At 59.4% G+C, this 26534-nt stretch carries 21 protein-coding genes and 4 pseudogenes; 5 read left to right on the forward strand and 20 right to left on the reverse strand.

Features of this window, described 5'->3' with window-relative positions; all coding sequences use genetic code 11:
- The first annotated feature begins 98 nt into the window (after window positions 1-98).
- The gene (locus tag ACZ889_RS03815) at window positions 99-491 is read left to right on the forward strand and encodes a DUF3301 domain-containing protein (RefSeq protein ID WP_003253259.1); all 393 of its coding nucleotides are present in this window, start codon (window positions 99-101) and stop codon (window positions 489-491) included.
- Here the strand turns inward: ACZ889_RS03815 and ACZ889_RS03820 are convergent, their stop codons facing one another.
- Genes ACZ889_RS03820 through zigA form a run of 3 tightly spaced genes read right to left on the reverse strand, consistent with a single transcriptional unit; the run spans window position 492 to window position 3335 of the window.
- The gene (locus ACZ889_RS03820; protein WP_476257184.1) at window positions 492-1463 is read right to left on the reverse strand and encodes a CobW family GTP-binding protein; all 972 of its coding nucleotides are present in this window, start codon (window positions 1461-1463) and stop codon (window positions 492-494) included.
- A gap of 40 nt (window positions 1464-1503) precedes the next feature.
- The gene (locus tag ACZ889_RS03825; RefSeq protein WP_012054130.1) at window positions 1504-2130 is read right to left on the reverse strand and encodes a DUF1826 domain-containing protein; all 627 of its coding nucleotides are present in this window, start codon (window positions 2128-2130) and stop codon (window positions 1504-1506) included.
- A complete protein-coding gene (gene zigA / locus ACZ889_RS03830) occupies window positions 2127-3335 on the reverse strand; it encodes a zinc metallochaperone GTPase ZigA (protein ID WP_003253252.1) in 1209 nt (402 codons plus the stop codon). Before zigA ends, ACZ889_RS03825 begins: the two co-directional genes overlap by 4 nt.
- 114 nt (window positions 3336-3449) lie before the next feature.
- On the opposite strand from zigA, the gene ACZ889_RS03835 reads away from it, so the two are divergent.
- Window positions 3450-3830, forward strand: a complete 381-nt coding sequence (locus ACZ889_RS03835) for a hypothetical protein (RefSeq protein WP_004575191.1) — start codon at window positions 3450-3452, stop codon at window positions 3828-3830.
- Between the two features lie 272 nt (window positions 3831-4102).
- Here the strand turns inward: ACZ889_RS03835 and ACZ889_RS03840 are convergent, their stop codons facing one another.
- Complete coding sequence (locus ACZ889_RS03840; RefSeq protein ID WP_003253248.1) at window positions 4103-4630, reverse strand: DUF3617 domain-containing protein; 528 nt, start codon at window positions 4628-4630, stop codon at window positions 4103-4105.
- A 132-nt stretch (window positions 4631-4762) separates the two neighbouring features.
- Between ACZ889_RS03840 and cls the strand changes: the two genes are divergently transcribed.
- Entirely contained in the window at window positions 4763-6202 is a 1440-nt protein-coding gene (gene cls / locus ACZ889_RS03845) for a cardiolipin synthase (protein WP_064613725.1), read from the forward strand.
- Window positions 6203-6364: 162 nt separating this feature from the next.
- On the opposite strand, the gene cfaB is transcribed toward cls, so the two are convergent.
- Window positions 6365-7549, reverse strand: a complete 1185-nt coding sequence (gene cfaB / locus ACZ889_RS03850) for a C17 cyclopropane fatty acid synthase CfaB (RefSeq protein WP_004575189.1) — start codon at window positions 7547-7549, stop codon at window positions 6365-6367.
- Window positions 7550-7756: 207 nt separating this feature from the next.
- Between cfaB and lpdA the strand changes: the two genes are divergently transcribed.
- Complete coding sequence (lpdA, locus tag ACZ889_RS03855; protein ID WP_003253243.1) at window positions 7757-9157, forward strand: dihydrolipoyl dehydrogenase; 1401 nt, start codon at window positions 7757-7759, stop codon at window positions 9155-9157.
- Between the two features lie 111 nt (window positions 9158-9268).
- Here the strand turns inward: lpdA and ACZ889_RS03860 are convergent.
- The 9 genes and pseudogenes from ACZ889_RS03860 to ACZ889_RS03900 form a co-directional block, all read right to left on the reverse strand.
- Window positions 9269-9469, reverse strand: a pseudogene (locus tag ACZ889_RS03860) (transketolase family protein); the annotation flags it as partial.
- Window positions 9454-9687: pseudogene (locus ACZ889_RS03865) on the reverse strand (GABA permease); the annotation flags it as partial. The pseudogenes ACZ889_RS03860 and ACZ889_RS03865, both read right to left, overlap by 16 nt.
- 147 nt (window positions 9688-9834) lie before the next feature.
- A complete protein-coding gene (locus tag ACZ889_RS03870) occupies window positions 9835-10992 on the reverse strand; it encodes an MFS transporter (RefSeq protein WP_476257185.1) in 1158 nt (385 codons plus the stop codon).
- Between the two features lie 30 nt (window positions 10993-11022).
- Complete coding sequence (locus ACZ889_RS03875; RefSeq protein ID WP_003253236.1) at window positions 11023-11394, reverse strand: ethanolamine utilization protein EutQ; 372 nt, start codon at window positions 11392-11394, stop codon at window positions 11023-11025.
- Window positions 11391-12719, reverse strand: coding sequence for an NAD(P)/FAD-dependent oxidoreductase (locus ACZ889_RS03880; protein WP_476257186.1), 1329 nt, complete (start codon window positions 12717-12719; stop codon window positions 11391-11393). Before ACZ889_RS03880 ends, ACZ889_RS03875 begins: the two co-directional genes overlap by 4 nt.
- A 9-nt stretch (window positions 12720-12728) precedes the next feature.
- Entirely contained in the window at window positions 12729-13964 is a 1236-nt protein-coding gene (locus ACZ889_RS03885; protein ID WP_223817420.1) for an NAD(P)/FAD-dependent oxidoreductase, read from the reverse strand.
- Window positions 13953-14114, reverse strand: a pseudogene (locus tag ACZ889_RS03890) (rubredoxin); the annotation flags it as partial. The pseudogene ACZ889_RS03890 and the gene ACZ889_RS03885, both read right to left, overlap by 12 nt.
- A gap of 12 nt (window positions 14115-14126) precedes the next feature.
- Entirely contained in the window at window positions 14127-15572 is a 1446-nt protein-coding gene (locus tag ACZ889_RS03895) for an aldehyde dehydrogenase family protein (protein WP_014861157.1), read from the reverse strand.
- Window positions 15573-15582: 10 nt separating this feature from the next.
- Window positions 15583-16773 carry an aromatic ring-hydroxylating oxygenase subunit alpha gene (locus tag ACZ889_RS03900; protein WP_003253228.1) on the reverse strand — a complete coding sequence of 397 codons (1191 nt, stop codon included), beginning with the start codon at window positions 16771-16773 and terminating at the stop codon, window positions 15583-15585.
- A gap of 398 nt (window positions 16774-17171) precedes the next feature.
- On the opposite strand from ACZ889_RS03900, the gene ACZ889_RS03905 reads away from it, so the two are divergent.
- On the forward strand, window positions 17172-18875 hold the full coding sequence (locus tag ACZ889_RS03905; RefSeq protein ID WP_367243740.1) for a BCCT family transporter: 1704 nt from the start codon (window positions 17172-17174) through the stop codon (window positions 18873-18875).
- Window positions 18876-18941: 66 nt separating this feature from the next.
- Here ACZ889_RS03905 and ACZ889_RS03910 read toward each other — a convergent pair whose 3' ends face one another.
- The 6 genes and pseudogenes from ACZ889_RS03910 to atpD form a co-directional block, all read right to left on the reverse strand.
- Window positions 18942-19850, reverse strand: a complete 909-nt coding sequence (locus ACZ889_RS03910) for a LysR substrate-binding domain-containing protein (protein ID WP_003253225.1) — start codon at window positions 19848-19850, stop codon at window positions 18942-18944.
- 544 nt (window positions 19851-20394) lie between these two features.
- Window positions 20395-22230, reverse strand: a complete 1836-nt coding sequence (gene glmS, locus ACZ889_RS03915; RefSeq protein ID WP_004575180.1) for a glutamine--fructose-6-phosphate transaminase (isomerizing) — start codon at window positions 22228-22230, stop codon at window positions 20395-20397.
- 3 nt (window positions 22231-22233) lie between these two features.
- A complete protein-coding gene (locus ACZ889_RS03920; RefSeq protein WP_003253204.1) occupies window positions 22234-23010 on the reverse strand; it encodes a DeoR/GlpR family DNA-binding transcription regulator in 777 nt (258 codons plus the stop codon).
- Between the two features lie 189 nt (window positions 23011-23199).
- Window positions 23200-24567 (reverse strand): bifunctional UDP-N-acetylglucosamine diphosphorylase/glucosamine-1-phosphate N-acetyltransferase GlmU, encoded by a 1368-nt coding sequence (glmU, locus tag ACZ889_RS03925; protein WP_003253201.1) that lies wholly within the window; start codon window positions 24565-24567, stop codon window positions 23200-23202.
- 119 nt (window positions 24568-24686) lie between these two features.
- Window positions 24687-25106: a F0F1 ATP synthase subunit epsilon gene (locus ACZ889_RS03930; protein WP_003253199.1), complete on the reverse strand. Its 420-nt coding sequence runs from the start codon at window positions 25104-25106 to the stop codon at window positions 24687-24689.
- A gap of 43 nt (window positions 25107-25149) precedes the next feature.
- A pseudogene (gene atpD, locus ACZ889_RS03935) lies at window positions 25150-26527 on the reverse strand (F0F1 ATP synthase subunit beta).
- Window positions 26528-26534: the final 7 nt, after the last annotated feature.

The raw sequence follows: 26534 nt of genomic DNA on the forward strand, positions 1-26534 counted from the left end.
TCTAGGATTGTGCGCAGCGCAGTATGAACTCGATTGCTACCTGTACGACAGGCCAGGAACGCAGTTAAGCTGGATCTACCTGTTTGGAGCATATGCAAATGTTGACCCTGGAGAACCTCTTCGTCCTGATGCTGGTAGCCACGGCAGGCGCCTGGTTGTGGCATAACCATGGGTTGCGTGAAAAGGCCCTGGAACGGGTCAAACAGCATTGCGCCAAACTCGACCTGGAGTTGCTTGACGATGCCGTAGCGCTCAAGCGCATCGCCTTTGTCCGGGATGCCAATGGCCGCAAGCGCCTGGCACGCGTCTATGCCTTCGAATTCACCGTCACGGGTGAGCAACGTCACCCCGGCACCGCGACCCAGTTCGGCGCCCACAGTGTGCAGATCGAGCTGGCGCCCTACCCGTTCGAAATCAAGACCCCACCGCGCGCCGACAACGTCATAGAGATGCAGCAATGGCGCCAGGAGCATAACCGCTGGCGCAACTGATCAACTGACGCGACATTCATCCAACCCGGCTTGCAATGCGGGTTGCGGTTGCGGCTGATCGAAAATCAGCTCGATACGCGTGTCCTTCCGCCAGTCGCTGGGCTGCCAAGCGGGCATATCCCCATTCAGCCCATTGAATGACCACCAGCCCTCCATGCTGTGGATAACTCCCTTGGCCCGTCGCCATGGCCAAGCACACAAGAAAGCCTTTAGCCGCTGTGGATAAAACTCTTGGCCAGGGTGCCACCGCCAGCCAATACTCCAACCGCCCTCCCCTTGCTGGGCAAGGCAAATCGGTTGACTCGGGTCAGCCCACAGTGCTGCTGGAGCGATTCCAGGATTGTCGACAATCCTGTTTTTCAAGAATGGGCTGTCAACAATCTGTGGAGATACCGTCGGGAGGCCGGACAAAGGCAACTGCCCCTGCACGGTCCACATGATCTTCTTTTCTTTAAATTTATTACTTATCAACAACTTATGTATTTCATCCACAGCCTCTGACTTATTGAAAACCACGCTTTCAGAGGCGTTGAAAGCCTGCTGTTGAGACTCTGGAAGAGGCTCGTTTCGAGCCATGGCCTGGGCATCCACAACCATGATGAGTGGCTGAATTGTCAGCACTCCAACCCAAGGCGCTTGTTGCAGCTGAGCCAGCAGCTGCAAGGGATGGCCCAGGCCGGAAGGTTCGATAAACAGCCGGTCAGGCCGCGATTTGCGCAGCAGTCGTCCCAGGCCCACCTGGAACGGCATGCCGTTGACGCAGCACAGGCAGCCGCCTGCGACCTCGCCGATGGCGATGCCGTCTTCGTCACGGCTGAGTAAGGCCGCATCCAGGCCGACAAGGCCGAACTCGTTGATCAATACCGCCCAGCGCTCGTTGGCTGGGCGCTGAGCCAGCAAGTGACGGATCAGCGTGGTCTTGCCAGCACCAAGCGGGCCGGCAATTACATGGGTGGGAATGTTCTGCAGCATGGGGTGGCTTCAGGCGGCGGTGATGCCTCACTATGCGCCGTCAGGCCAGCCAGTCAAGGCTGAGCAGCAAACGCCCCCGCTGCGTAGAAGGGGACCGATGCACCAGGCCTGCCCCTTCGTTACCCTGCCATTTTTCGCCTTTAAGTACCGCAACCTCGGCGGCCTGCAGGTGTTGGATGTTATCCACAGGTGGCTGAGCTGTGTGTAACTCTCCACGACAGCTATCCCGCTCTTGCAACCACTCACTACCTGGGCCGACGTAAGTGGTGAGCAAGCGCAACGGTACGTTATCCACATGGAAGCGTGGGCACATCGGAGCGTTCAACACGCGCAAGCGCAAACCGACCCGTCGTGCGCCAACCAGACAGGTATAAGCCGCCACCAACCACGTCACATCAGCAACGAAAGCTTCATACCCATGCAAATCCGCCGCTTCACGCAGCAGATCTGGCAATACCGGCTTCTGCTCCTCGTTCACATCAATCACCCGCTGATCAGCCAAGGGCTGGCCAAGGCTGATCACCAGTGCGGCAAAGTCCTCCAGTTGTGCCGGCAAGCGCCGCCGCCAGACGGCCAGGTTCACGCCATCCTGCAGCACTTCGGCCAGCACTTGAGGTGTCTCGCCAAACACCTGAAAGATATCCACAGGTCGGTGAGCCAGGTTCATGCTGCCGCTTCCTCATGCCATGGGCCAAATGGGTCAGGTAAACGCAGCCAGCCCATGTGACCCAAGCCCATTTCTTGATCCGTCAACAGGCATGCATCCAGGGCTGTGGATAATTTTTCGACGTCGATATTCTGCCCAATAAACACCAACTCCTGCCGGCAGTCACCGGTGTCGGCGGTCCAGTGTTTCAAGATCGCATTCGTGTTATCCACATCCTGTGGCCACTGCTCGCGTGGCACGAAGCGCCACCAGCGGCCAGCCAGACCATGGCGCATCATGCCGCCCGCTTGCGACCAGCTGCCAGCTTCCTGATATTTGCTGGCCAACCAGAAAAACCCTTTGGAACGCAGCAGCCTTCCGTTTTCCCAGTCCTTGTGGATAAAGTCGTAAAAGCGCTGTGGATGAAGCGGGCGTCGAGCCTGCCAGGTCATGGCCGCGATACCGTACTCTTCGGTTTCTGGTACATGTTCACCGCGCAGCTCCTGCAACCAGCCTGGTGCCTGGGCCGCTTGATCGAAGTCGAACAGCCCGGTGTTGAGGATCCGTGCCAGCGGCACTTGGCCCATGACCATGGGTACGATCTGCGCCCGGGCATTGAGGCTGCGCAAAATGGCGATGAGTTCTTCGCGCTCATGTTGGCTGATCAGGTCGATCTTGCTCAGCAGCAGTACATCTGCGAACTCGACCTGTTCGATCAGCAAATCACTGATCGACCGCTCGTCTTCTTCGCCCAACGTTTCACCACGGCTGGCCAGGCTCTCTGCTGCTTGATAGTCGCGCAGGAAGTTCAAGCCATCGACCACGGTGACCATGGTGTCCAGTCGCGCCATATCGGACAGACTGCGACCCAGCTCGTCACGGAAAGTGAAGGTCTCAGCCACTGGCAGTGGCTCAGAGATACCGGTGGATTCGATCAACAAATAATCGAAACGTCCCTCTTCGGCCAGCCGTGCAACCTCCTCAAGCAGGTCTTCGCGCAACGTGCAGCAAATGCAGCCGTTGCTCATCTCGACCAGTTTCTCCTCAGCGCGGTTGAGGCTGACATTGCGCTGCACCTCACTGGCATCGATGTTGATTTCACTCATATCGTTGACGATTACCGCCACCCGCAGGTTGTCGCGGTTGCGCAGCACATGGTTGAGCAGCGTGCTCTTGCCGGCGCCCAAAAAGCCGGACAGCACGGTGACGGGAAGACGATTGGACATGGCGAACCCCTTCAGGCAGACGCATTCGAAACGATGCATTGCACAATGTTATAAAGTAACAATACAATTTCGCCAAGTGGTTCTCGACGGACGAGTGCTCACAGGGGATGAAAAATGAATCTGCCACGCGTCATGGCATTGCTGGTGCTCACCATGCCTGCCTCGCTGTTGGCCATGCCGCAAAACGGTGCATTGGCCCTTTGTACGCGAAGCGCGACGCTGCTCGCTTGCCAGGACGGCAAAGGCAACTACTACAGCGTGCGCACCGAAGGCAGCACGTTCTACCTTCGCGGCTATGACTTCAGCAGCCGCCGACTATGGGCACAAACCAACAGCCGCTATGGCACGTTGACTTTTTTTACCGGCCTGGCCAGCAATGGTGAGGCCTGGGTGGGTTACAGCCGCCGAGTAGGCTGGACCACCTTGAACCGCGTATCGAGTTCCAGTGGGGAGCGCTTCAAGCTGCATTGCAGCTTGATCGAGGGCTGCCGTTGATGCCTTCTTTTGTTTTGAAGGCTTTGCCTCTACTGCCGCCTATTTGCACATCAGCTTCGAGCGCTAGCTGAAAACGCCTGCCTTGATCAGCCGTTCTCAGGCCGAAAAGCTATGCCTTAACCGCGTCGAGGCAAGGATTGAAAACGAAATGTTCCACGTGGAACTATTCGTTTCCCTACCGACTTCTGGAACTGGCCATGCTCGGCTGCTCGAACGGCAACAGAGGCTGCATGCCCACGACGCGGTTGCCACCAGCCAGTGGCAATGGAACTTCAGCTGCGCGGTTTGACTGTCCCGCAGTCATTGCCTAGCCACACCGCACGCGTGTTCATGCTGCCTTGCTGCTGCACACCCGATGCGTTGAACGTGCCACTGACCTGGGTGGTGAATTCCCGATCACTGAGGAATGTAGCCTGGCCACTACCCTGTGCCTTCGGGCAGCTGAACTGGAATTTCCACACGTTACCGGTACGGTCGGTAATCTTCTGCGTGCAGCCCGATTTCGGGTCCTGCAGCGGAATGTCATTCGTTGCCACCTGTTCTGGTGTCAGGCACGAACGCACACCCTTGCCACCTACACTGACCCCTTGTTTGGCCAACACCCCCTCCATCATTGCGCGCTGCTCTGGCGGCAGGTTCTTCAACTGGCCAAGCATGAATTCCATGTCGGGTAGCGGCTTGCCATCGACCTGCATGTTGCTGGTGGTCAGCTCCCACAACCCCGGTTGCAGCATCTGGGCTTGCACCAGCGGACTGCTCATGCCTAGGGCCAACGCCAACAGTGGCAGACGAATCTTCATGGACGAACGCTCCTGGAAAAAAACCGGTCAAACGGGCCGGACTGAGCCTTAGACGCCAAATCCGCCTGCGGGTTGCAGGCGGACCGGGAACGTGTTCTGTTACCTCAAGTGTACTCGGCAAGCAGGATGCATATGGATTACCACAGCCCCTACTTCTTTGGTTACCTACTCGGCCTGATCCATCTGCTGGGTATAGTCGCCGCACTGCATGCGCTGTTCACCGTGCGGACAGCTCAGGGTGCCATTGCGTGGGCGATGCCCTTGCTCTTCATCCCCTACCTCACCTTGATCCCCTACCTGATCTTCGGCGCCCGCTCGTTCTACGCCTACATCAAGGCTCGGCGTCAGGCCAACCAAGAAATGCACGTGGCCATGGCCAACCTCAACTGGCGACCTTGGGTTGAAGAAGCCCTTACCGCCCGCGAGTCCGAAAGCTACGCAGCGTTGCGGGCGATGCCCAAGCTGGGTCGCATGCCATGCCTGGCAAATAACCAGGTAAAACTGCTGATCAATGGCAAGGCCACCTTCGATGCCATCTTCGCAGCCATCGAAAAAGCACGCGATGTGGTATTGGTCCAGTTCTTCATCATTCATGACGACACCCTCGGCAAGGCACTGCAGCAACTTTTGCTACGCAAAGCCGCCGAAGGCGTGCAGGTGTTCGTGCTGTATGACCGTGTCGGCAGCCACGCCTTGCCGGCCAGCTACAGCCAGATGCTGCGTGACGGCGGCGTGCGGATCCATGCATTCGCCACCCGTCGCGGCTGGTTCAACCGCTTCCAGGTGAACTTCCGCAACCATCGCAAGATTGTGGTGGTGGATGGCTTGCTCGGCTTCATTGGCGGTCACAACGTGGGAGACGAGTATTTGGGTGAACACCCACAGCTTTCACCCTGGCGTGACACCCACGTACAGATCAGCGGGCCGGTACTGGCCTGCCTGCAAGAGTCGTTCGCCGAGGACTGGTATTGGGCCACGCGCCAGCTACCGCCGCTGATCCTGCCCGATACGTACCCGGACAACGGTGTGCTGTGTCAGGCCTTGGCCAGCGGCCCGGCAGACCCACAAGAAACCTGCTCGCTGTTCTTCCTTGAGGCGATTCATTCGGCCACCCGCAGGGTGTGGATCACCAGCCCCTACTTCATCCCTGACGAGGCCGTGTTCGCCGCCTTGCGGCTGGCGGTACTACGAGGAGTCGATGTGCGGGTGCTCATCCCGTCACGGCCGGACCACCGCATCGTCTACGCCGCCTCCAGCCTGTTTGCCTTCGAAGCGGTGCGCGCGGGGGTACGTATGTTCCGTTACCAACCCGGGTTTCTGCATCAGAAGGTGGTGCTGGTGGATGATGACGTCAGCGCGATTGGGAGTGCCAACCTGGACAACCGCTCGTTCCGTCTGAACTTCGAGATTACCCTGCTGACAGTCGATCGCGGCTTCGCCGACCAGGTCGAGCACATGCTCCACGAAGACTTCGAACACGCGCGGGAAATTACTGCAGAAGACACCCAAGACACCCATCGACTACAGCAGTTGGGGATGCGGATTGCGCGGCTGATATCGCCGATTCTTTAAGGTGAGCACGCCCGTTGTGAGAGCGACCTTTACCGCGAAAGGGCCGTAACGCGGCCCCAGCAATATAGGCTGCACAGATGAAATGCAGTGGCCGCATTGCGGCCCTTTCGCAACACAAGGCCACTCCTGCAAAGCCATATCAGCGCTGTGACACTTACGATGTCAGCGGTACAGGTCTTCCCGCGTCCAAGGCAGGTCATGATGCCCGTCGGCGTATGGCTTCACGGCCAATATCTGGTGCAGGTTGATCCAGCCCTTCTGAAAGGCGTAGGCACACCCGGCCAAGTACAAACGCCAGATCCGCAGGGTCTTCTCAGGCACCAGCGCTGCCGCCTTGTGCAATTGGTTCTCCAGGTTCTCGCTCCAGTGGTGCAAGGTTTTAGCGTAGTGCAGGCGCAGGCTCTCCACGTCCACCACCTCCAGCCCGGCTTCACAGATACTGGCGCTGATCATCGACAGGTGCGGCAGCTCGCCGTGGGGGAATACATAGCGATCGATGAACTCACCCGCCCCACGCCCGACCGGTCGGCCATCGACGTGCTTGGCAGTGATGCCGTGGTTCATCACCAGCCCCCCTTCCCTCACCGCCCCGAACAGCTTCTGGCAATACAGCGCCAGGTTGGCATGCCCGACATGCTCGAACATACCCACGCTGACAACCTTGTCGAAGCGACCATCCTGGGGTAGATCGCGGTAATCGAGAATCTGCAGGTCGACCTTGTCGGCAAGCCCTTCCGCTTGCACACGCTTGCGGCCGAGCTTCAATTGCTCCTTGCTCAGGGTAATACCGAACACCTTGGCGCCATATTCACGGGCAGCGAACCGCGCCAGCCCGCCCCAGCCACAGCCAACATCGAGCAGGTAGTCACCGGCATCCAGTCGCAGCTTGCGGCACAGGTGGTCAAACTTGTCCTGCTGCGCCTGGTCGAGCGTATTGTCCGGCTCACGGAAGTAGGCGCAAGAATAGGCCATGTCCTGGTCCAGCCAAAGCTGGTAGAACGCGTTGGACACGTCATAGTGGTAGGAGATGGCTTTGGCGTCGGTGCTCTTGTCATGAGACAAACGGGGCGGCGGCGTTTCATCCTCATCCGCCAGCAGCGCTTCGCTCAGCTCGTCGCACACGCGGATAGCCTCACCGATATCGCCTTCCAGCTCCAGCTTGCCTTCGACGAATGCGGTGCCCAGTTGGTCCATGCTTGGGTGGGTCAACTGGCTGATCAGCTGCGGTTCCTTCACCAGAATGGTGACCTGAGGACTAGGCCCAAGATCAATCTGGTTACCGTCCCACAGCTTCAGCCTCAGCGGCAGATGCAAGCTCTGCAATGCAGGTGGAAGTTGAGCAAGCATGAAACACCCCTCCTGTCCGTAATTAGCCACGACGCCTAATATTTCGAACGTCGCCGGATCAGAGTAGTTCATCTGTGGGATGTTTCCTCTAAACAAGACCATGGTCTAGAACCAACTGATCTTATCCATACAGCAGATTGTATACAATCTCTGCATCTCAGCTTAACCTTGTGCCCTCTCGCGCTTCTACATCCTGGAGTTGAACCCATGAAATCCTATGACGTGGTGATCATCGGCGGTGGCCCTGGTGGCTATAACGCAGCCATCCGCGCTGGCCAGTTGGGCCTGAGCGTTGCCTGCGTGGAAGGCCGCTCGACCTTGGGCGGTACCTGCCTGAACGTCGGCTGCATGCCATCCAAGGCACTGCTGCATGCTTCGGAGCTTTACGAAGCTGCCAGCGGTGACGAGTTCGCCCACCTCGGTATCGAAGTAAAGCCCACCCTCAACCTCGCCCAGATGATGAAACAGAAGGATGAGAGCGTGACAGGCCTGACCAAGGGCATCGAATACCTGTTTCGCAAGAACAAGGTCGAGTGGATCAAAGGCTGGGGCCGCCTGGATGGCATCGGCAAGGTCGTGGTCAAGGCCGAAGACGGTAGCGAAACCGCGTTGCAGGCCAAGGACATCGTCATTGCCACCGGCTCTGAGCCCACCCCTCTGCCAGGTGTGACCGTCGACAACCAGCGCATCATCGACTCGACCGGCGCGCTGTCGCTGCCGCAAGTGCCCAAGCACCTGGTCGTCATCGGTGCTGGCGTGATCGGTCTTGAGCTGGGTTCGGTCTGGCGCCGCCTGGGTAGCCAGGTCACTGTCATCGAATACCTGGACCGCATCTGCCCCGGCACTGATACGGAAACGGCCAAGGCCCTGCAGAAGGCTCTCGCCAAGCAAGGCATGGTGTTCAAGCTGGGCAGCAAAGTGACTCAGGCTACCGCAGGTGCCGATGGCGTCAGCCTGACGCTGGAGCCTGCCGCCGGGGGTACCGCAGAATCGCTGCAAGCCGACTACGTGCTAGTGGCTATCGGCCGCCGCCCTTATACCAAAGGGCTGAACCTGGAAAGCGTGGGCCTGGAAGCCGACAAGCGCGGCATGCTCGGCAACGAGCACCACCGTACCTCAGTGCCGGGTGTCTGGGTGATTGGCGACGTCACTTCGGGCCCGATGCTGGCGCACAAGGCCGAAGACGAAGCGGTGGCCTGTATCGAACGCATCGCCGGCAAGCCCCACGAGGTCAACTACAACCTCATCCCTGGGGTGATCTATACCCGCCCGGAGATGGCCACTGTGGGCAAGACTGAAGAGCAGCTCAAGGCCGAAGGGCGTGCCTACAAGGTTGGCAAGTTCCCCTTCACCGCCAACAGCCGTGCCAAGATCAACCACGAGACCGAAGGCTTCGCCAAGGTCATCGCCGATGCCGAAACCGATGAAGTACTGGGTGTGCACCTGGTGGGCCCAAGCGTCAGCGAGATGATTGGTGAGTTCTGCGTGGCTATGGAGTTCTCGGCCTCGGCAGAAGATATCGCCCTCACCTGCCACCCTCACCCGACGCGCTCCGAGGCCCTGCGCCAGGCGGCGATGAATGTGGATGGCATGGCCATGCAAATCTGACGAGCCCCATTCGCTGCGTCAGGCCATGCCCTTGCCTTCGGCATTCGCTTGGCGGGCATACAGGGATAGAGCCGCCTTCAATTCCGGCCGGCTCTATCTTCAGGTATCAAGTCACAGCCAAGCCTTGATCTGCGCGCTCACTGCATCGGTGGAGATACCGTAGCGGTCATGCAGCGTCGGCAGAGCGCCGGCATCGAGGAAGGCATCGGGCAAGGCGATCTGGCGGAATGTCGGCGTTACCCCGTTGCGCAGCAGCAGGCCCGCCACCGCTTCGCCCAGGCCGCCGATGATCGAATGGTTTTCGGCAGTGACACTGCCATCTCGCCAAGCATTCGCATTACCAGCACCACCAGAGCGCCAGCAAGCGCATAGGCAATGATTGCTGCCGGACCTGCCGCAGCGATCGCTTGTTCGGACCCTACGAACAAATCCGCGCCGATCACACCGGCAATCGACAACATGGTCACATGTCGAGGCTTGAATCCCTGAGCCAACTGATCGCTGGCTTTCCCAGACGTCGTCATAGTCATTATGGTCCCTGCTTTTGCTCTTGTTATGGGTAGGGTGCAGTGCCAGGGGCACTTCACCGCTTAACCATAGAGAGCGAAAACAGGGCTCAATTAACTGGTTCGGACATCAAATGGAGTGAGGCGGACATATCCCTGGGCTCCGACGTTTCATGACAACCTTGCCAATGACACATCAACGCCGGATTTATTCCTTATAAAGCAAACAACCATAGCCGTTACACCAATGCCGAACAGATACAGTGCTTGTGGACCGGCATGCTCCATCATCGCCCCTGCAACCAGCGGGCCGATGGTCGCGCCGATACCAAAGGTCATCAGCAGCACTCCGGCCAGCGATACACGCAGTTCCGGCTCTAGGTTGTCATTGGCATGGGCAACGCCCAGCGGATACAAACAGAACTGCAAGAAGCCGATGGCAGCCCCGGCCAACATGATCCACAGCTGCCCTGATGCCAGCCCGAAGGCCAGCGGCAAATAGGCTATGCACAGCAATGCAGCGGTAGCGCGGATCAAGGTGATGCGGGAAATATGATCCGACAGTTTACCCAGCGGTAGTTGCGCTAGAAGCCCGGCGGCAATGCTGACAGCCATGAACTGCCCGACCTGCGCCGGACTAAAGCCCAGTTGTGCAGCAAAGATCGGCGTCAGCCCATACAGGCAACCGTTCAGCAATCCCGAGGCAAGAATCGTGAACAACGATTGAGGAAGTCTACGCAGGTACAGCAAGGGTTTGATCCGGGCCTGGTTGATGTTGCTCGGCTGGGTACCGTTGTGCAGAGCCACGGGGATCAAACCAATGGCAAAAGCCATGGCCACGCCCGTCAACGCCAAGGTGTGCAGCCCATCTCCCAGACTGAGCATCAATTGCCCTAGCATCATGCCGACATAGCTGGCCACCATGTACAGCGACATGGCGCCGCCTCGCCGGCTGACCGGTGCGCAGTCGTTGAGCCAGCTCTCGATGACCATCAATTGGCCCATCATTGCCGCACCAACGACAAATCGCAGGGCAAGCCACAGCAGTAAGCCATCACTGAGCTGGTGCGAGAGCACCGCAGTGACAATCACCCCGGCGCTCACCACAAAGGCCCGAGCATGGCCGACCAGGCCAATCAGCCAATAACCGGAGCGGGCTCCCAACACCATGCCCAGCGCGTTGGCGGCCATAAGCGCACCACCCCATACCTGCGCCACACCGGAAGCATTCAGGCGCAGGGCCAGGTAGGTCATCAGCAGGCTGGAACCCAGCTGCATCAACAAGGTAGCGACATAAATCGTGCCGAACCGTTTGGATAATGCGAACAATTGGATTCCCCAGACCAGGGTGGTCGGTAGTCAGGCAAGGCCGTGGCGCTGTTTCCAATCACCCGGGTACACCACATAACCGAACAGCGCGTGGCCTGCGTACACCAGCTCCGTGCCTTCGGGAATCCACAGCACCTGACCTGGCGACACGCGGTACACCTCGCCGTTGGCCTGGAGTTCAAAACAGCCCTCAATGACAAAAATCACTTCGTCATAGAGCACCGTCCAGGCCACTTCAGCACCTTCCCAGCGGGCAAAGCCGATACCCAGGTTGGGCGACACCTCATTACTGACAGCACGCGCTACCGAGGCGCCGCCAGGCGGCCCGCCCCGGTGGACAAAGTCCAGGTTCCGGTGGTCGACTAGACGCACCGGGCCTTTTCCGCTGAGTGTGCGGGTCATACTTCGCTCCTACTGTTGAACGCGGCCCAGCGGATCCGGGCCCGCACCCCCATACCCAAGAACGGCTCAGGCGGGTTAAGGGAGGGCAGGCCAGTCACTGCGCGGATGTCACTCAATTGCTGGGAGTCCGCCCCCACCGCCATGTCTGCCAGGAGCGTTCCGGAAATGGTGCCCCAGGCCGCGCCCACGCCGTTGTCGCAGGCGGTGGCGTAAACACCCTGATCGAGTTGGCCGAAATAGTTGGTAAAGTTGCGTGAGATCGCATAGACCCCACCCCAGGTATGGGTAAACGGCACTTGGGCCAGTTGCGGATAGCGCGCCTCGAAGGCCTTGCGATGGTCATCGCGAATCTTGTTGCGGGTAGCATCGGTTACGCTGCGACCGTAGCGAGGGACATGCTTGTAGGTATTGCGGATGATCAGGCGCCGGTCCTGGGTCATTCGTACGGTGGTACCGGCGTGGTCGGCAGGGGTGAGGCCCCAGTCGGCCTGGGCACCAACCGTCGCCATCTCGACGTCGCTCAGTGGTCGCGTCCAACTGGCGAAGGTCATCACCGGCAGGAGTCGGTTGCGCAAGTAGCCGAACTCCTGGGTGAAGATGCTCGTGCCCAGCAATACCTGCGGGCTCCGGATCAGCCCGTTGTCGCCCCGCACCAGCCACGTGCCGCAGGGGTCTTTCTGGAGTGTGCGGATTGGCGACTCTTCAAGCACTTCGACGTTGCCGGGAAGCGAATTACCCAGGCCACGTACCAGGGCAGCAGGCTGCATCAGGTAGCAACCGGGGGTGTAGATGGCGCGGCTGTAGTAGCGGCTACCGAGTACACCGGCTAGTTCGTCACGCCCGACCACGCGATAGGGCTCACCCAGGTCGGCCATCAGTTTTTCAAAGTGATCCAGATAACCCTGGCCACGTTCTCCCACCGCGCCCTGGTATTTTCCCGCATGGGACCACTGGCATTCGATGCCGTGACGGCCGATCAATGTTTGCAGTTGATCGATGGCTGAGCGGTTTAGGCCCAAGAGCCGTTGTTTATGCTGAGGATCGGGATGTTCGAGGGCGAATTTGTGCGGCAGGTCGATGACGAAACCCGAGTTGCGCCCGGAGGCGCCGTAGGCGATTCGCTGGGCATCTACCAAAACAATGCGCGACTGCGGCAGGTGCTCGGCCAGGCGCCGTGCGGCGGCAAGCCCAGCAAAGCCAGCACCGATCACCACATAATCGGCGTTATGTTCGCCACTTAGGCGCTTGCTCGGCGCCTGTTCAGGCAGCGCGGCATACCAGCCGCAATTGCGGTCATCGTGAGGCAGATTGACGATACTGTTCATGGTTCAGCCTCAGGCCACATTTTGTTGGGTGTCCTGGCAGTTTTGCAGCCAGGTATTTCGTTGCATTTGTGCCTGACGGCCGAGCAGCACGAACCCGCGCAGGGCACCTGCGTGGTCATGAAACGCAGCGCTCAATCCATCGCTGGTCGCATCGCAGCGCCATTGGCCCTCGCAACCACCGGGAGGTGTCAGCAGGCACAGAGGGGCGACCGGGGTTTTCACCGTCACGGGCGCCAATGGGTAGTGGGCGGCGGTCGGTTGGCCCAGCAAGGTCTTGGCGAGGGCACGAATGCCTTCGTTGATCGGCGCGAGGTAAGGCAGCAACTGGCCGTTGATCTCGACGCAATCGCCCAAGGCATAGATGCCCGGTTGTGAGGTCTGTAGTTGTGCGTCGACCTTGATCCCGCGGCCACAGTCCAGGCCGGCTTCCAGCGCCAGCTCAAGGTTGGGGCGCAAGCCCACTGCACTGAGCACCAGGTCTGCACCGACGACCTGACCGTCGGCAAGGGTCAGTCGGTAGCCTTCGCCGTCCGGCTCGATGCACTGCAAGGTGGTACGCAGGCTCCATTGCACCCCCAACCCCGATAGCGCTTGCTGCAAGTGCTGGCCTGCCGCCTCGGGCAGCAGGCGTTCCATGGGCCAGGCACCCAGGCCGATTACCCGAACCTGATAGCCATTGCTCGCAAGGTCGTTGGCAAACTCGCAGCCGATCAAACCGTCGCCCAGAATGGCCACTCTGCGCACGCCATCAAGGCGTTGGCGGAACGCCTGGTAATCCTGCAGGTTGTTGACACTGAGCAGTGCCTCGGCGCGGCCCTCGATAGGCAACCGCACGGGAGAGGCACCACTGGCTAGCACCAGTTGGCCGTAGTCCATTTCGCCGAGGCTGGTGTACAAGCGCTGCGCCTGGGCATCGATGCGTTCGACTTTGCAGCCGGTATAGATACGAATGCCAAGCCTCTGTTCGATCGCCAGCGGCGTTTCGGTGGCCAGGGCTGCGGCGGTGCGCCCCTGAGCCAGGGCGATGGATAGCGCGGGCTTGGAATAAAGATGGCCCGACTCCTGGGTCAGTACGCGAATCTCCAACTGCGGGGCGGCCTTGCGCAGGGCCTGTGCCAGGCCGTAGCCGGCATGGCCGCTACCGATGATGACCACCGGTTGGGCGGGACGAGCGGTAACCAGTGGTTGCGCCTGGATAACCGGCGCGGTAGCCACTGCTGCGATCGGGGTGCTGAGTTCGATCATTTCAAAGTCGGCTTTGCCGACCTTGCACTCAGGGCATAGCCAGTCTTCGGGCACGTCCTCCCAGCGGGTACCGGGGGCAATGCCGTCGTCGGGCCAACCTTTGGCTTCGTCGTAGATCAGACCACAGATGATGCAGAGCCAGGTTTTCATCATGCTGCCTCCTCACTCGCCCTTGATACGCACGGCCAGGTTCTTGGTCCTGACGTAGCTGTAGAGCGCCTCCTGGCCTTTTTCCCGTCCGAAGCCCGAGAGCCCGACGCCGCCGAACGGCGTTTCGATGCCACCGGCATACCATTCGTTGACGAACACCTGGCCGGTGCACAGTCGCCGGGCACAGCGCAGGGCGCGATTGAGGTCCTGGGTGAATACGCCGGCCACCAGACCGAACACGGTGCCGTTGGCAATGGCGAGGGCCTCCTCTTCGCTGTCGAAGGGAATTACTGCCAGCACAGGGCCGAAGACTTCAGTCTGGGCTATCTCCATCTGCGCAGTCACATCGCGCAATACGGTTGGCGCCATGTAATGCCCGCTCAGGCCGCTGATGGCCTCGCCGCCGGTTGCGACCACCGCGCCTTGCTGCTGGGCACGTCGGCACAAGGCCTCGATGCCTTCGAGCTGAGCAGCAGAAATCACGGGGGTGTGGTCAGGGTTGTCCTGGCCCAGGCCCACGGTCAGCCCCTCGGCCATCGCTACCACGTCAGCTACAACCTCGTCGTAGATAGAGCGATGTACCAGCAAGCGCGACATGGCAGAGCACACCTGGCCGGCATTGAAGAAGATGCCGCTTTTAACGCTACTGATCAGTTGCTCACGATCGGCATCCGGGAACACTAGGGCCGCCGACTTCCCGCCCAGCTCCATGACGCTGGGAATCGCGTGTTCGGCGGCACTGCGCAGAATGCTCTGGCCGGTGCCGACGGAACCTGTGAAGACGATCTGGTCGACATCGCGATGGCCGGCCAGGTAGGCACCCACTTCACGACCACGGCCGCAGATCAGATTGACGGCCCCCTGTGGCAGGCCGGCACGCTCGATGGCCTGCATCAGCACGCACAGGCCCAGTGGCGACAGTTCCGGCGACTTGATCACTACCGCGTTGCCGGCCGCCAAGGCAGGGGCCAGGGAGCGGGCGCAGATGGATACCGGGAAATTCCACGGCACGATCTGCAGCGACACGCCCAAGGGGTCGTAGACGGTGAAATCTATGTAGCCGTCGCCCAGCGGAATCGACTTCCCTTCGATCTTGTCGGCCATGCCGGCGTAGTATTCGAAGTAGCGCGCGGCCTCGATGAATTCGTCACGGGCATCACGCAGGCTCTTGCCGTTTTCCTGGCAAAGCACCCACGCCCCTTCGTCGGTGATCGCACGAATCTGCGCGGCAACCTCAAGCAACCAGGTCACCCGCTGCGCAGGACGCACACGGTTCAGAGCGTTGCTGTCAGCACAGCGCCGAGCCGCCTGCAGGGCGCATTCGGCGTCGGCCACACTGGCTTGGGCGATGGTCGCCACAAGGTCCGTGGTGCCAGGGTTGTGGATGCTCAGGTACTGCTCACTGTCGGTCCACTGGCCGTCGATGAAGTTCAGCCAGTGCGGAGCTATCGGATGCATGATGATCACCTCAGGCGCGTTGAGCACAGTCAAGCAACTGGCGGGCAGCCCACTTGTGGAAGTAGTGAGTCGGCAGATCCATTTCCGGCGAGAACGCACCGCCGCTGTAACCAGGCGAGGAGCGGCCCTTCTGCATGCCTTCGACCGAGGCGATGTCTTCGGCGAACACTACGCGCCAGGATTCCATTACCGCTTTGCGCGAGGCGTCGTAACGGCTGTCGAGCGCTTCGTCACCCACGTAGAACAGGCGCAGGTGCTCGATGGTTTTACCCGGCGCCACAGGCTCGAGCATCATGGCGAACGCATGGTCGGCCTGGATGCCCAGCAGCACATTGGGGAAGAACGCCACGTACTCAGCAGTGCGCAGGCGGTCCTGTGGCCAGGATGGGAAGATCGGCAAATGGGTACCGGCAACGGCCGAGAGGTTGTAGGCGTGGCTGCCTTGGCCAGCGAATTCCTCGAACATGATGTTGTAGTGGTCTTCCAGGCGCGAGTAGCTGTTCAGGCTCGGGTGCACCCACGGCAGGTGATAGGCCTCACAGTAGTTCTCGACTGCTAGCTTCCAGTTGCAGTTGACCTCGATGCTCATAGCACCACCGTTCGCTTCACGACGCAGCAGACTCATGCCGTCATTGCCCAGGAACTGAGTCCAGCGTTCGGTCAACGGCTGCAGTTGCTCTTCAAGCGCCGGTGCCTCGCCAGACAGGTTGATGAACACCATGTCCATCCAGATCGTGGTGCGCAGCGCCTTCAGGCCGTGTTTCTCGCATGCGAAACGTTCGTCTTTGTGCTGGTTGATCCCGCCAATGTGCGGAGTGCCTTTGAGACCTCCGTTCAGGTCGTAGGTCCAGGAGTGGTAGGGGCAGCGGATCACACCCTGCACTTCACCCGCCTGTTGAACCAGTTTCACGCCGCGGTGGCTGCAGACGTTGTGAAACACCTGCACCAGGCCTTCACGGTTGCGCATCATCAGCAGCGGCAGGCCCATGAAATCGACCGGCTTGACGTAGCTGTTGGTCGGCAAGTCGCTGGCAAAACCTATACACGCCCAGTTACGCCCCAGCACTTCGTCGCGCTCGAGTTCGAAATAGCGCTGGTCGGTGTAGAACTCGTTGGTCAGGCCATGAGCTTCATGGATAGGCGCCAGAACGGTTTCCAAGACGTGGACGGGAATAAGGCGGGAGTCAGTCGATACGGTCATTTTTTGTTTTCTCTTGTTAGATGCACGGCAGGCAATGCCTTGATGCCTGGTGCCAGTTTCAGCAAGAGAAGAAGGGCGCGACAAACGATTTATTTCAACGCTATTTATCAGTTTTTATCATTAATGATTTATTCGTCGATGACGGTAGTGGTAGATAATCATTGATGAACTGCCAGGCTCTGGACTTTTCATATTAATGACTTTTGGTAATCAATTAATGACTAGAAATGGTTTGTCGAAGAGCGGGTAATTCTCCCATTTTGATAGGGCCCGAGAGAGCGTACCGCGCCTTGGGCCTGCGGGAAGACCGCCGCCAGGGATCCGGCACCTGCCTGTGGCAGCGGCTCTACCCAAACCGTGACATCAAACCCTTGAACAAAAACAATAGGGGATAACCAATGCGTGCCGAATCTGGCCTGCTCAAAGGCCTCAATCCCACCGTGACGATCTGGTCGTTACTGGCCGTAGTAGCCTTTGTGCTGTTTTGCGCCCTGTTTGCCGAACATGCAGCAGCGGTTTTTCAACGTGCATCCGACTTCATCCTGCAGAATTTCAAATGGTTCTACCTGATTTCCGTCACGGGTGTGCTGGGGCTACTGATCTATCTGATGTGCAGCAAGTTTGGGTCTATGAAGCTTGGGCGAGACGACGACAAACCCGAGTTCAGCTTCGGCTCCTGGATCGCCATGTTGTTCAGTGGCGGCATGGGCATCGGACTGATCTTCTGGTCGGTTGCCGAACCCATGTGGCATTACGCGGGCAACCCGTTCGCCACCGGCCTCACCGACGAAGCCGCCACCACAGCTATGCGAATTACCCTATTCCACTGGGGCTTGCATCCCTGGGCTATTTTCACCATCGTTGGCCTGGGCCTTGCTTACTTTGCCTATCGCAAGGGCTTGCCGCTGAGCATGCGCTCGATCCTTTACCCGCTGATTGGTGAGCGCATCTATGGGCCCATCGGACATGTGGTGGACATCCTTGCCGTGGTGATTACCGCGTTCGGTGTATCCCAGTCGCTGGGCCTGGGCGTGGTGCAAATGAACACCGGGCTGAGCCAGGTGTTTGACCTGCCCATCAGCCTGGGGGTGCAGATCACCCTGATCGTGCTCATTACCCTGGTTACTACCGTATCGGTGATGGCCGGCGTGTCGCGTGGCATGAAGCGCCTTTCGGAATGGAATATGCTGTTGTCGGTGGTGCTGGTGGTGTTGATCCTGCTGCTGGGGCCAACCCGCTACATCATCAACCTGATGTTGGAGAGCACCGGCGACTACGCCAGCCATGTAGTGGGTCTGAGCTTTTGGAGCGATACCCAGAAGGACAGCGGCTGGCAGAACTGGTGGACGGCGTTCTACTGGCCGTGGTGGATGACCTGGGGCCCGTTTGTCGGTCTGTTCATTGCGCGAATTTCCAAAGGCCGCAGCATCCGTGAACTGATCGCCGGCGCGCTGTTGGTACCCACCCTGGTGACGATCATCTGGATGTCGGTGTTCGGTGGTACCGCGCTCAAGGCTGAGCAGCTCGATCGTCAGCAGCACGCAGAACTGGTTGCCAGTGGTGAGCTGCAGGGCGGCAAGGCCAAGTTCGAAGGTGGCACGGTATTGCTGGCGACCAAGCAGGAAACCACCGCTGCCATGTTCACCCTGCTGCACAAGATCGACGCCGGTACGTTGGGCAAGGTGCTGAGCGTGCTGGTCTGTATCCTGCTGGCGACGTACTTCATCACCTCGGCCGACTCCGGCACCCAGGTGCTGTGTACGTTGAACTCCATGGGCAGCGCCAACCCGCCGCAGAGTATCCGCCTGCTCTGGTGCATCCTGGAAGGTGCTATAGCCATGGCTCTGCTGATGGCGGGGGGGCTCAAGGCGATCCAGATGGCGAGCATTGCGGCGGGATTGCCGATTGCGGGGTTCATCCTGCTGATTAGTTACACCCTGATGCGCAGCTTGCGCCAGGAGATGGCTGACGGCCTGCTTGATACGCCGCCGGGTGGGCGCCTGCCTATACCTGGGATTCACCCGCAAGGCATCACGCCGGTGGCTGGGCCCTTGGCCTGCGAGGGGCTTGATATGGGGCTGACAGCGAAGAAAGCCAGCTAACCTAAAGCCACCCTGGAAGAGACAAGACCGACAGCCATCAGCTGTCGGTCTTGTGTTTTGGGCAGGCTATTTCTGCACCGAAGGCAGGGCCATCAACCAGTCCCGGAACAGCCGCACGCTTTCACGAGGACCACGCTCGGTGGACGACTCCAGCAGGCAGAACTTGGCGTCGGTTTGGAGTACCACATCGTTGGGCTTTACCAGCGCACCGGTGCTCAACGCATCGTCCACCAGGTTGCCCCAGGCCAGGGCCACGCCCTGGCCACTGATCGCCGACTGGATCAGCATACCGTAGCTGTTGATATTGACGCGATGCTTGGGGGTCATGGGCTCGTATCCCAGGCGCTTGAACCATTCGGGCCAACCTACCCAGTCGCGCTGGGAGTCTTCAAGCCAGAGCCAGGTACACGACGACAACCCTTCGATGCTGCTCAGTTGCGGATGCCTGGCCAGATAGGTCGGGCTGCACACCAGGAAGATTTCTTCCGAGAACAGCGGCGTGACAGCCATGTCCTTGGGCGGTGGGTTGCAGTAGTAAAGCGCCAGGTCGCTGTCGAGCCTGGCGTAATCCTTCACATGATCGTGGGCGATGATCCGCAGGTCGATGTTTTCATGGGCACTCTGGAATTCCGACACCTTGGGCAGTAACCACAGCGACGCCATGGCGGTACTGGTGGCAACGGTGACTTGTTGGTTGCCTTGCCACTGGCGTATATCGCCGGTGGCGCGGGCCAGGTGAAGCATGCATTCACGCACCGTTTCGTAATACTGCGCGCCGGTGGGGGTCAGGGACATGCTACGGGTGGTACGGGTGAATAGTGCCTTGCCCAGGTAGTCCTCAAGAAGGCGAACCTGACGGCTAATTGCACCCTGGGTAACATTCAATTCCTTGGCGGCAAGGGTAAAGCTCAAGTGGCGTGCCGCAGACTCAAACGCATGAAGACTGTTGAGCGGCGGAAGAGGCTGGATTTTCACAGGCAGGAGTTCCACTCATTTTTATTATCATCCGCTCACTGGAGTGGCGGTTTCCTCCCTAACGCATTCAGGGCAGAACGAAGCAACCGGTTTACTATACTGCACATTCGCAGAAAGATATTCGTTCCCTGAATAGGCAATATCCCAATCACTTTTAATGACATTGAACGCGGCGTGCATTGTGTGACAGTGAACAAGCCGATTGAAGCCATAGCACCCTGGTCACCCGAATTCAGCAGCGAGCATGCGGAACTCGGAGCTCTTGATCACATGGCTTGGGGCCAGGATTTCGAAGGTTGCTGCCTTGGGATCAACCCAGGAGAGCAGCAAATTCCTTCTCATGTAATGACAGAAAAGGTTCATAAGTCTGAATTGGAAGGGGCATAAGCGAACGCCAGACCAAGGGGGAGACGGGACGCGAGGGAGACGGTTGAAACCGTCCGATGAAGGGAAACGAGCGCTTCCCCTCTACCGGCGACAGTTTTAATTGTTCGACGACTGTTTTAATTCAACGAAACCAAGTTGATCAACACCTGACTACCCGTTACTCGACAGTCACCGACTTGGCCAGATTACGCGGCTGGTCAACGTCGGTCCCCTTTAGCACGGCCACGTAATAAGACAGCAACTGCAGCGGAATGGTGTACAGGATTGGCGCCAGGGCATCGGCAATGTGCGGCACCTTGATCACGTGGGTGCCTTCACCATTGGTCATGCCAGCGTGCTCGTCGGCGAACACGACCAGCTCGCCACCACGGGCACGCACTTCCTGCAGGTTGGACTTCAGCTTCTCCAGCAGTTCGTTGTTTGGTGCAACGGTAACCACCGGCATGTCGTTGTCCACCAACGCCAGCGGGCCGTGCTTCAACTCGCCTGCAGGATACGCTTCGGCGTGGATGTAGGAGATTTCCTTAAGCTTGAGAGCACCTTCCATCGCCACCGGGTACTGCGCGCCGCGGCCGAGGAACAGGGTATGGTGCTTGTCGGCGAACAGCTCGGCAATTTTCTCGACGGTGGCATCCATGGCCAGGGCTTCGCCCAGGCGGGTCGGCAGGCGACGCAGCTCTTCAACCAGCTCAGCTTCGACACCGGCTTCCAGCGTACCGCGCACCTGACCAAGGGCCAGGGTCAGCAGCATCAGCGAAACCAGCTGGGTGGTGAACGCTTTGGTCGAAGCCACGCCGATTTCAGGGCCGGCCAAGGTCAGCAGGGTCAAGTCCGACTCGCGTACCAGCGAGCTGATACCCACGTTGCAGATCGCCAGGCTGCCAAGGAAACCCAACTCCTTGGCGTTGCGCAGTGCGGCCAAGGTATCGGCGGTTTCGCCGGACTGCGAGATGGAAACGAACAGCGTGTCCGCCTGCACCACCACCTTGCGGTAGCGGAACTCGCTGGCCACTTCCACCTGGCAAGGGATGCCGGCCAGGCTTTCCAGCCAGTAACGCGCAACCATACCGGCGTGGTAGCTGGTGCCACAGGCAACGATCTGCACGTTGCGCACCTTGGCAAACAGGTCGGCAGCTTGCGGGCCAAAGGCCTGGACCAGCACGTTGTCCTTGCCCAGGCGGCCTTCAAGCGTGCGCTGAACAACGCTTGGCTGCTCGTGAATTTCCTTGAGCATGAAGTGGCGGTAAGCGCCCTTGTCGGCAGCCTCGGCACCTTCGTGATATTGCACGGTTTCGCGCTGGACCTTGTTGCCCTGCTGGTCCCAGATAGAGACCTGATCACGGCGGATTTCAGCGATGTCGCCTTCTTCCAGGTACATGAAGCGGTCAGTAACCTGACGCAGCGCCAGCTGGTCGGACGCCAGGAAGTTCTCGCCAAGGCCCAGACCGATAACCAGCGGGCTACCACTGCGCGCGGCCACCAGGCGGTCCGGCTGCTTGGCACTGATCAGCGCGAGGCCGTAAGCGCCGTGCAGGCGCTTCACCGCCGCCTTAAGGGCGTCGGTCAGGTCTGGAATGCTCTTCAGGGTGTGGTGGATCAGGTGGACGATGACTTCGGTATCGGTCTGCGAAGTGAAGACATAGCCCAGGCCCTTCAGCTCTTCGCGCAGCTCCTCGTGGTTCTCGATGATGCCGTTGTGCACCACGGCCACGTCATTGCCCGAGAAGTGCGGGTGGGCGTTGCCTTCAGTCGGCGCGCCGTGGGTAGCCCAGCGGGTGTGGGCAATACCCAGCTGGCCTGCCAGTGGGTCATCAGCAACAGCAACCTCCAGCTCACTGACCTTACCAATGCGCCGGCGGCGCTGCAGTTCACCGTTCTGGGTGAGTACAGCCAAACCGGCGCTGTCGTAACCGCGGTATTCAAGACGCTTGAGGCCTTCGATCAGGATGGCTGTGATATTACGCTCGGCGACAGCACCAACGATTCCACACATGTTTTATTGCTCCTGGCTGATCGCGGCGCAGATCAGGTTGATGCCGCGGGCTTGAATTTGTTCGCGCGCTGCTGCTGGCAGGCGTTCATCTGTAATAAGGGTGTGCACACTGCCCCAGGGCAGCTCGAGGTTAGGGATCTTGCGCCCCACCTTGTCCGACTCGACCATCACGATTACTTCACGGGCAACTTCGGCCATGACCCGGCTCAGCCCAAGCAGCTCGTTGAAGGTGGTGGTACCCCGGCCGAGGTCGATGCCATCGGCACCGATGAATAATTGGTCGAAATCGTAGGAGCGCAGTACCTGCTCCGCGACCTGGCCCTGAAACGATTCGGAATGCGGGTCCCACGTGCCACCGGTCATCAGCAGCACCGGCTCGTGTTCGAGGTCGCAGATTGCACGGGCCACATTCAGCGAATTGGTCATCACCACCAGGCCTGGCTGGCGCCCCAGTTCGGGGATCATTGCCGCCGTAGTGCTGCCGCTGTCGATGATAATGCGCGCATGTTCGCGGATACGCCCCACAGCAGCACGCGCAATGGCCTTTTTATAGGAAGAGACGGGTTGTGCCGGTTCACCGAGCAACTCTTGCGGCACCGGCACCGCACCACCGTAGCGGCGTAACAACAAGCCGTTGGTTTCCAAGGCGGCGAGGTCTTTGCGAATGGTCACTTCCGAGGTGGCGAAACGCTTGGCCAACGCGTCCACACTTACCTCACCCTGCTCGCTGAGCAAAGCCAGAATATTGTGTCGCCGTTGTGGTGTGTTTCGTTTCGACATGTGCGTTTAAGTTTCGATTCGAAAGTTAGTGGTTGCAATCAAAACCTAAGACGCGCGATTCGTCAAGCTGTCGCTGACCTGTGGATTGTTTGCTTCTGCTTTGACGCGGTCCTTTTGGCGCGGCAGCGCCAATAAAAAAGCCGACTTATTCACATAAGTCGGCTTTCGATCGAAACGGCTGTGAATAACTCAGCTCTTCTTGATCTTCTCCGGGCGCTTCCAGCCCGAAATGTTGCGCTGGCGCGCACGGGCTACAGCCAGGTCACCCGCTTCTACGGCCTGGGTGATGGTCGAGCCGGCTGCGGTGGTCGCGCCGGCCTTGATTTCCACAGGCGCCACCAGCGAGTTGTTCGAACCGATGAACACGTCTTCACCCATCACGGTCTTGAACTTGTTGGCGCCATCGTAGTTGCAGGTGATGGTGCCGGCGCCGATATTGGTACGCGCACCGATTTCGGCATCCCCCAGGTAGGTCAGGTGACCAGCCTTGGCCCCCTCACCCAGGTGGGCGTTTTTCAGTTCGACGAAGTTACCCACATGGGCCTTGGCGTCCAGTACGCTGCCCGGACGCAGGCGGGCGAACGGGCCAGCATCGCTGCCTTCGCCCATCACAGCGCCTTCGAGGTGGCTGTTGGCCTTGACCACCGCGCCTTTGCGCAGGGTCGTGTTCTTGATCACGCAGTTAGGGCCGATCTGCACATCGTCTTCGATGACCACCTTGCCTTCGAGAATCACGTTGATGTCGATCAGCACATCACGACCAACGCTGACTTCACCCCGAACATCGAAGCGTGCCGGGTCACGCAGGGTAACCCCCTGAGCCATCAGACGGCGGCCTTCACGCAACTGGTAGTGACGCTCCAGCTCGGAGAGCTGGCGGCGGTCGTTGGCGCCCTGCACTTCCATAGCGTCGTGTGGCTGTTCAGTTGCCACCACCAAGCCATCGGCCACTGCCATGGCAATTACGTCGGTCAGGTAATACTCGCCCTGGGCGTTGTTGTTCGACAGCCGGCCCATCCAGTCAGCCAGACGCGCGGCTGGCAGCGCCAGAATTCCGGTGTTGCCTTCCTTGATCGCTTTTTGCGCGTCGTTGGCGTCCTTGTGCTCAACGATGGCAGTTACCCTGCCCTGCTCGTCACGCACGATCCGGCCATAACCGGTCGGATCGTCGAGGGTGACTGTCAGCAGTCCCAGCTGCTGATCGTTGGCCTTCGCCAACAGACGCTGCAGGGTCTCCACTTCGATCAACGGCACGTCGCCGTACAACACCAGCACGGTATCAGCGGTCAGCGCTGGCAGTGCCTGGGCAACAGCATGACCGGTACCCAGCTGTTTATCCTGCATGACGAAATTCAGGTCGTCAGCGGCCAGGCGCTCGCGAACCAGCTCGGCACCATGGCCAATGACCACATGAATACCTTGCGGCTGAAGTTGGCGCGCGCTGTGGATAACATGGCCGAGCATGGAATTGCCAGCTACCGGGTGCAACACTTTGGGCAGCGCCGAGCGCATGCGGGTGCCTTGGCCGGCGGCGAGAATAACGATATCGAGTGACATTACTGGCTACCAATCCTGGGCGGTCAGTGAAAGACCGGGGGGAGAAAACAGAAAAAGAAAAAGGGTAGCCGAGGCTACCCTTTTACTCAATCGCAACAGAAGTTATCAGCCGGGGCCGATTACTTGCCTTTGCGCATTTGCTGGACGGTACGCAGCTGGGCTGCGGCCTCGGCCAGACGTGCGGCGGCGGCACTGTAGTCGAAGTCCGCGCCTTTCAGATTCAGGGCGTTCTCGGCAGCCTTGAGGGCCTCCTGAGCCTGAGCTTCATCCAGGTCTGTAGCACGTTGCACGGTATCGGCAAGCACCTTGACCATGTTCGGCTGAACCTCGAGGAAACCACCAGAGATGTAGAACACCTCTTGTGCGCCACCCTGCTTGGTCAGCGTGATCGGACCAGGCTTGAGATTGGTAATCAGCGGCGCATGGCCTGGAGCGATACCAAGATCACCCAGGTTACCGTGCGCAACCACCATCTCGACCAGGCCGGAGAAGATCTCTCCTTCCGCGCTGACGATATCGCAATGGACTGTCATAGCCATCTGCTTGCCTCAACCTGATAGCGCCCCTTGCGGGGCGCAGGAATTACAGTTTCTTGGCTTTCTCGATCGCTTCGTCGATGCTGCCGACCATGTAGAACGCTTGTTCTGGCAGGTGGTCGTAGTCACCTTTGAGGGATGCCGCTGAAGCCAGCGATGGTGTCTTTCAGAGAAACGTACTTGCCTGGCGAACCGGTGAAGACTTCTGCCACGAAGAACGGCTGCGACAGGAAGCGCTGGATCTTACGAGCGCGGGCTACCAGTTGCTTGTCGGCTTCGGACAGTTCGTCCATACCCAGGATCGCAATGATGTCCTTCAGCTCTTTGTAGCGCTGCAGAACATACTGAACGCCACGAGCGGTCTCGTAGTGCTCGTTGCCGATCACGTTCGGGTCCAGCTGGCGCGAAGTCGAGTCCAGTGGGTCGACCGCTGGGTAGATACCCAGGGAGGCGATGTCACGGGACAGAACGACGGTGGCGTCCAAGTGGGCGAAGGTGGTCGCTGGCGACGGGTCGGTCAAGTCGTCCGCAGGTACGTATACGGCCTGTACGGAGGTGATCGAACCTTCCTTGGTGGAGGTGATGCGCTCTTGCAGAACGCCCATCTCTTCAGCCAGGGTCGGCTGGTAACCTACTGCAGAAGGCATACGGCCCAGCAGTGCGGATACTTCGGTACCGGCCAGGGTGTAACGATAGATGTTGTCGACGAACAGCAGAACGTCGTTACCTTCGTCACGGAACTTCTCGGCCATGGTCAGGCCGGTCAGCGCTACACGCAGACGGTTTCCTGGTGGCTCGTTCATCTGACCGTAGACCAGCGCTACTTTGTCGAGAACGTTGGAGTCCTTCATCTCGTGGTAGAAGTCGTTACCCTCACGAGTACGCTCACCCACACCAGCGAACACGGAGTAACCGCTGTGTTCCATGGCGATGTTACGGATCAGTTCCATCATGTTTACGGTCTTGCCGACACCGGCACCACCGAACAGACCAACTTTACCACCCTTGGCGAACGGGCAAACCAGGTCGATAACCTTGATGCCGGTTTCCAGCAGGTCGTTGCCGCCTGCCTGGTCAGCGAACGAAGGCGCTGGCTGGTGGATACCGCGACGCTCTTCTTCGCCGATCGGGCCGGCTTCGTCGATCGGGTTGCCCAGTACGTCCATGATACGGCCCAGGGTGGCCTTACCAACTGGAACGGAAATGGCAGCGCCGGTGTCGACGACATCCAGACCGCGCTTCAGGCCTTCGGTCGAGCCCATCGCAATGGTACGAACCACGCCGTCGCCCAGCTGCTGCTGAACTTCCAGGGTGGTTTCCGCGCCTTGTACTTTAAGCGCGTTGTATACACTCGGCACGACGTCACGTGGGAATTCCACGTCGATGACGGCGCCGATGATTTGAACGATACGTCCGCTACTCATAGCTGGA

This window comes from Pseudomonas sp. TE3895, from assembly GCF_056278855.1.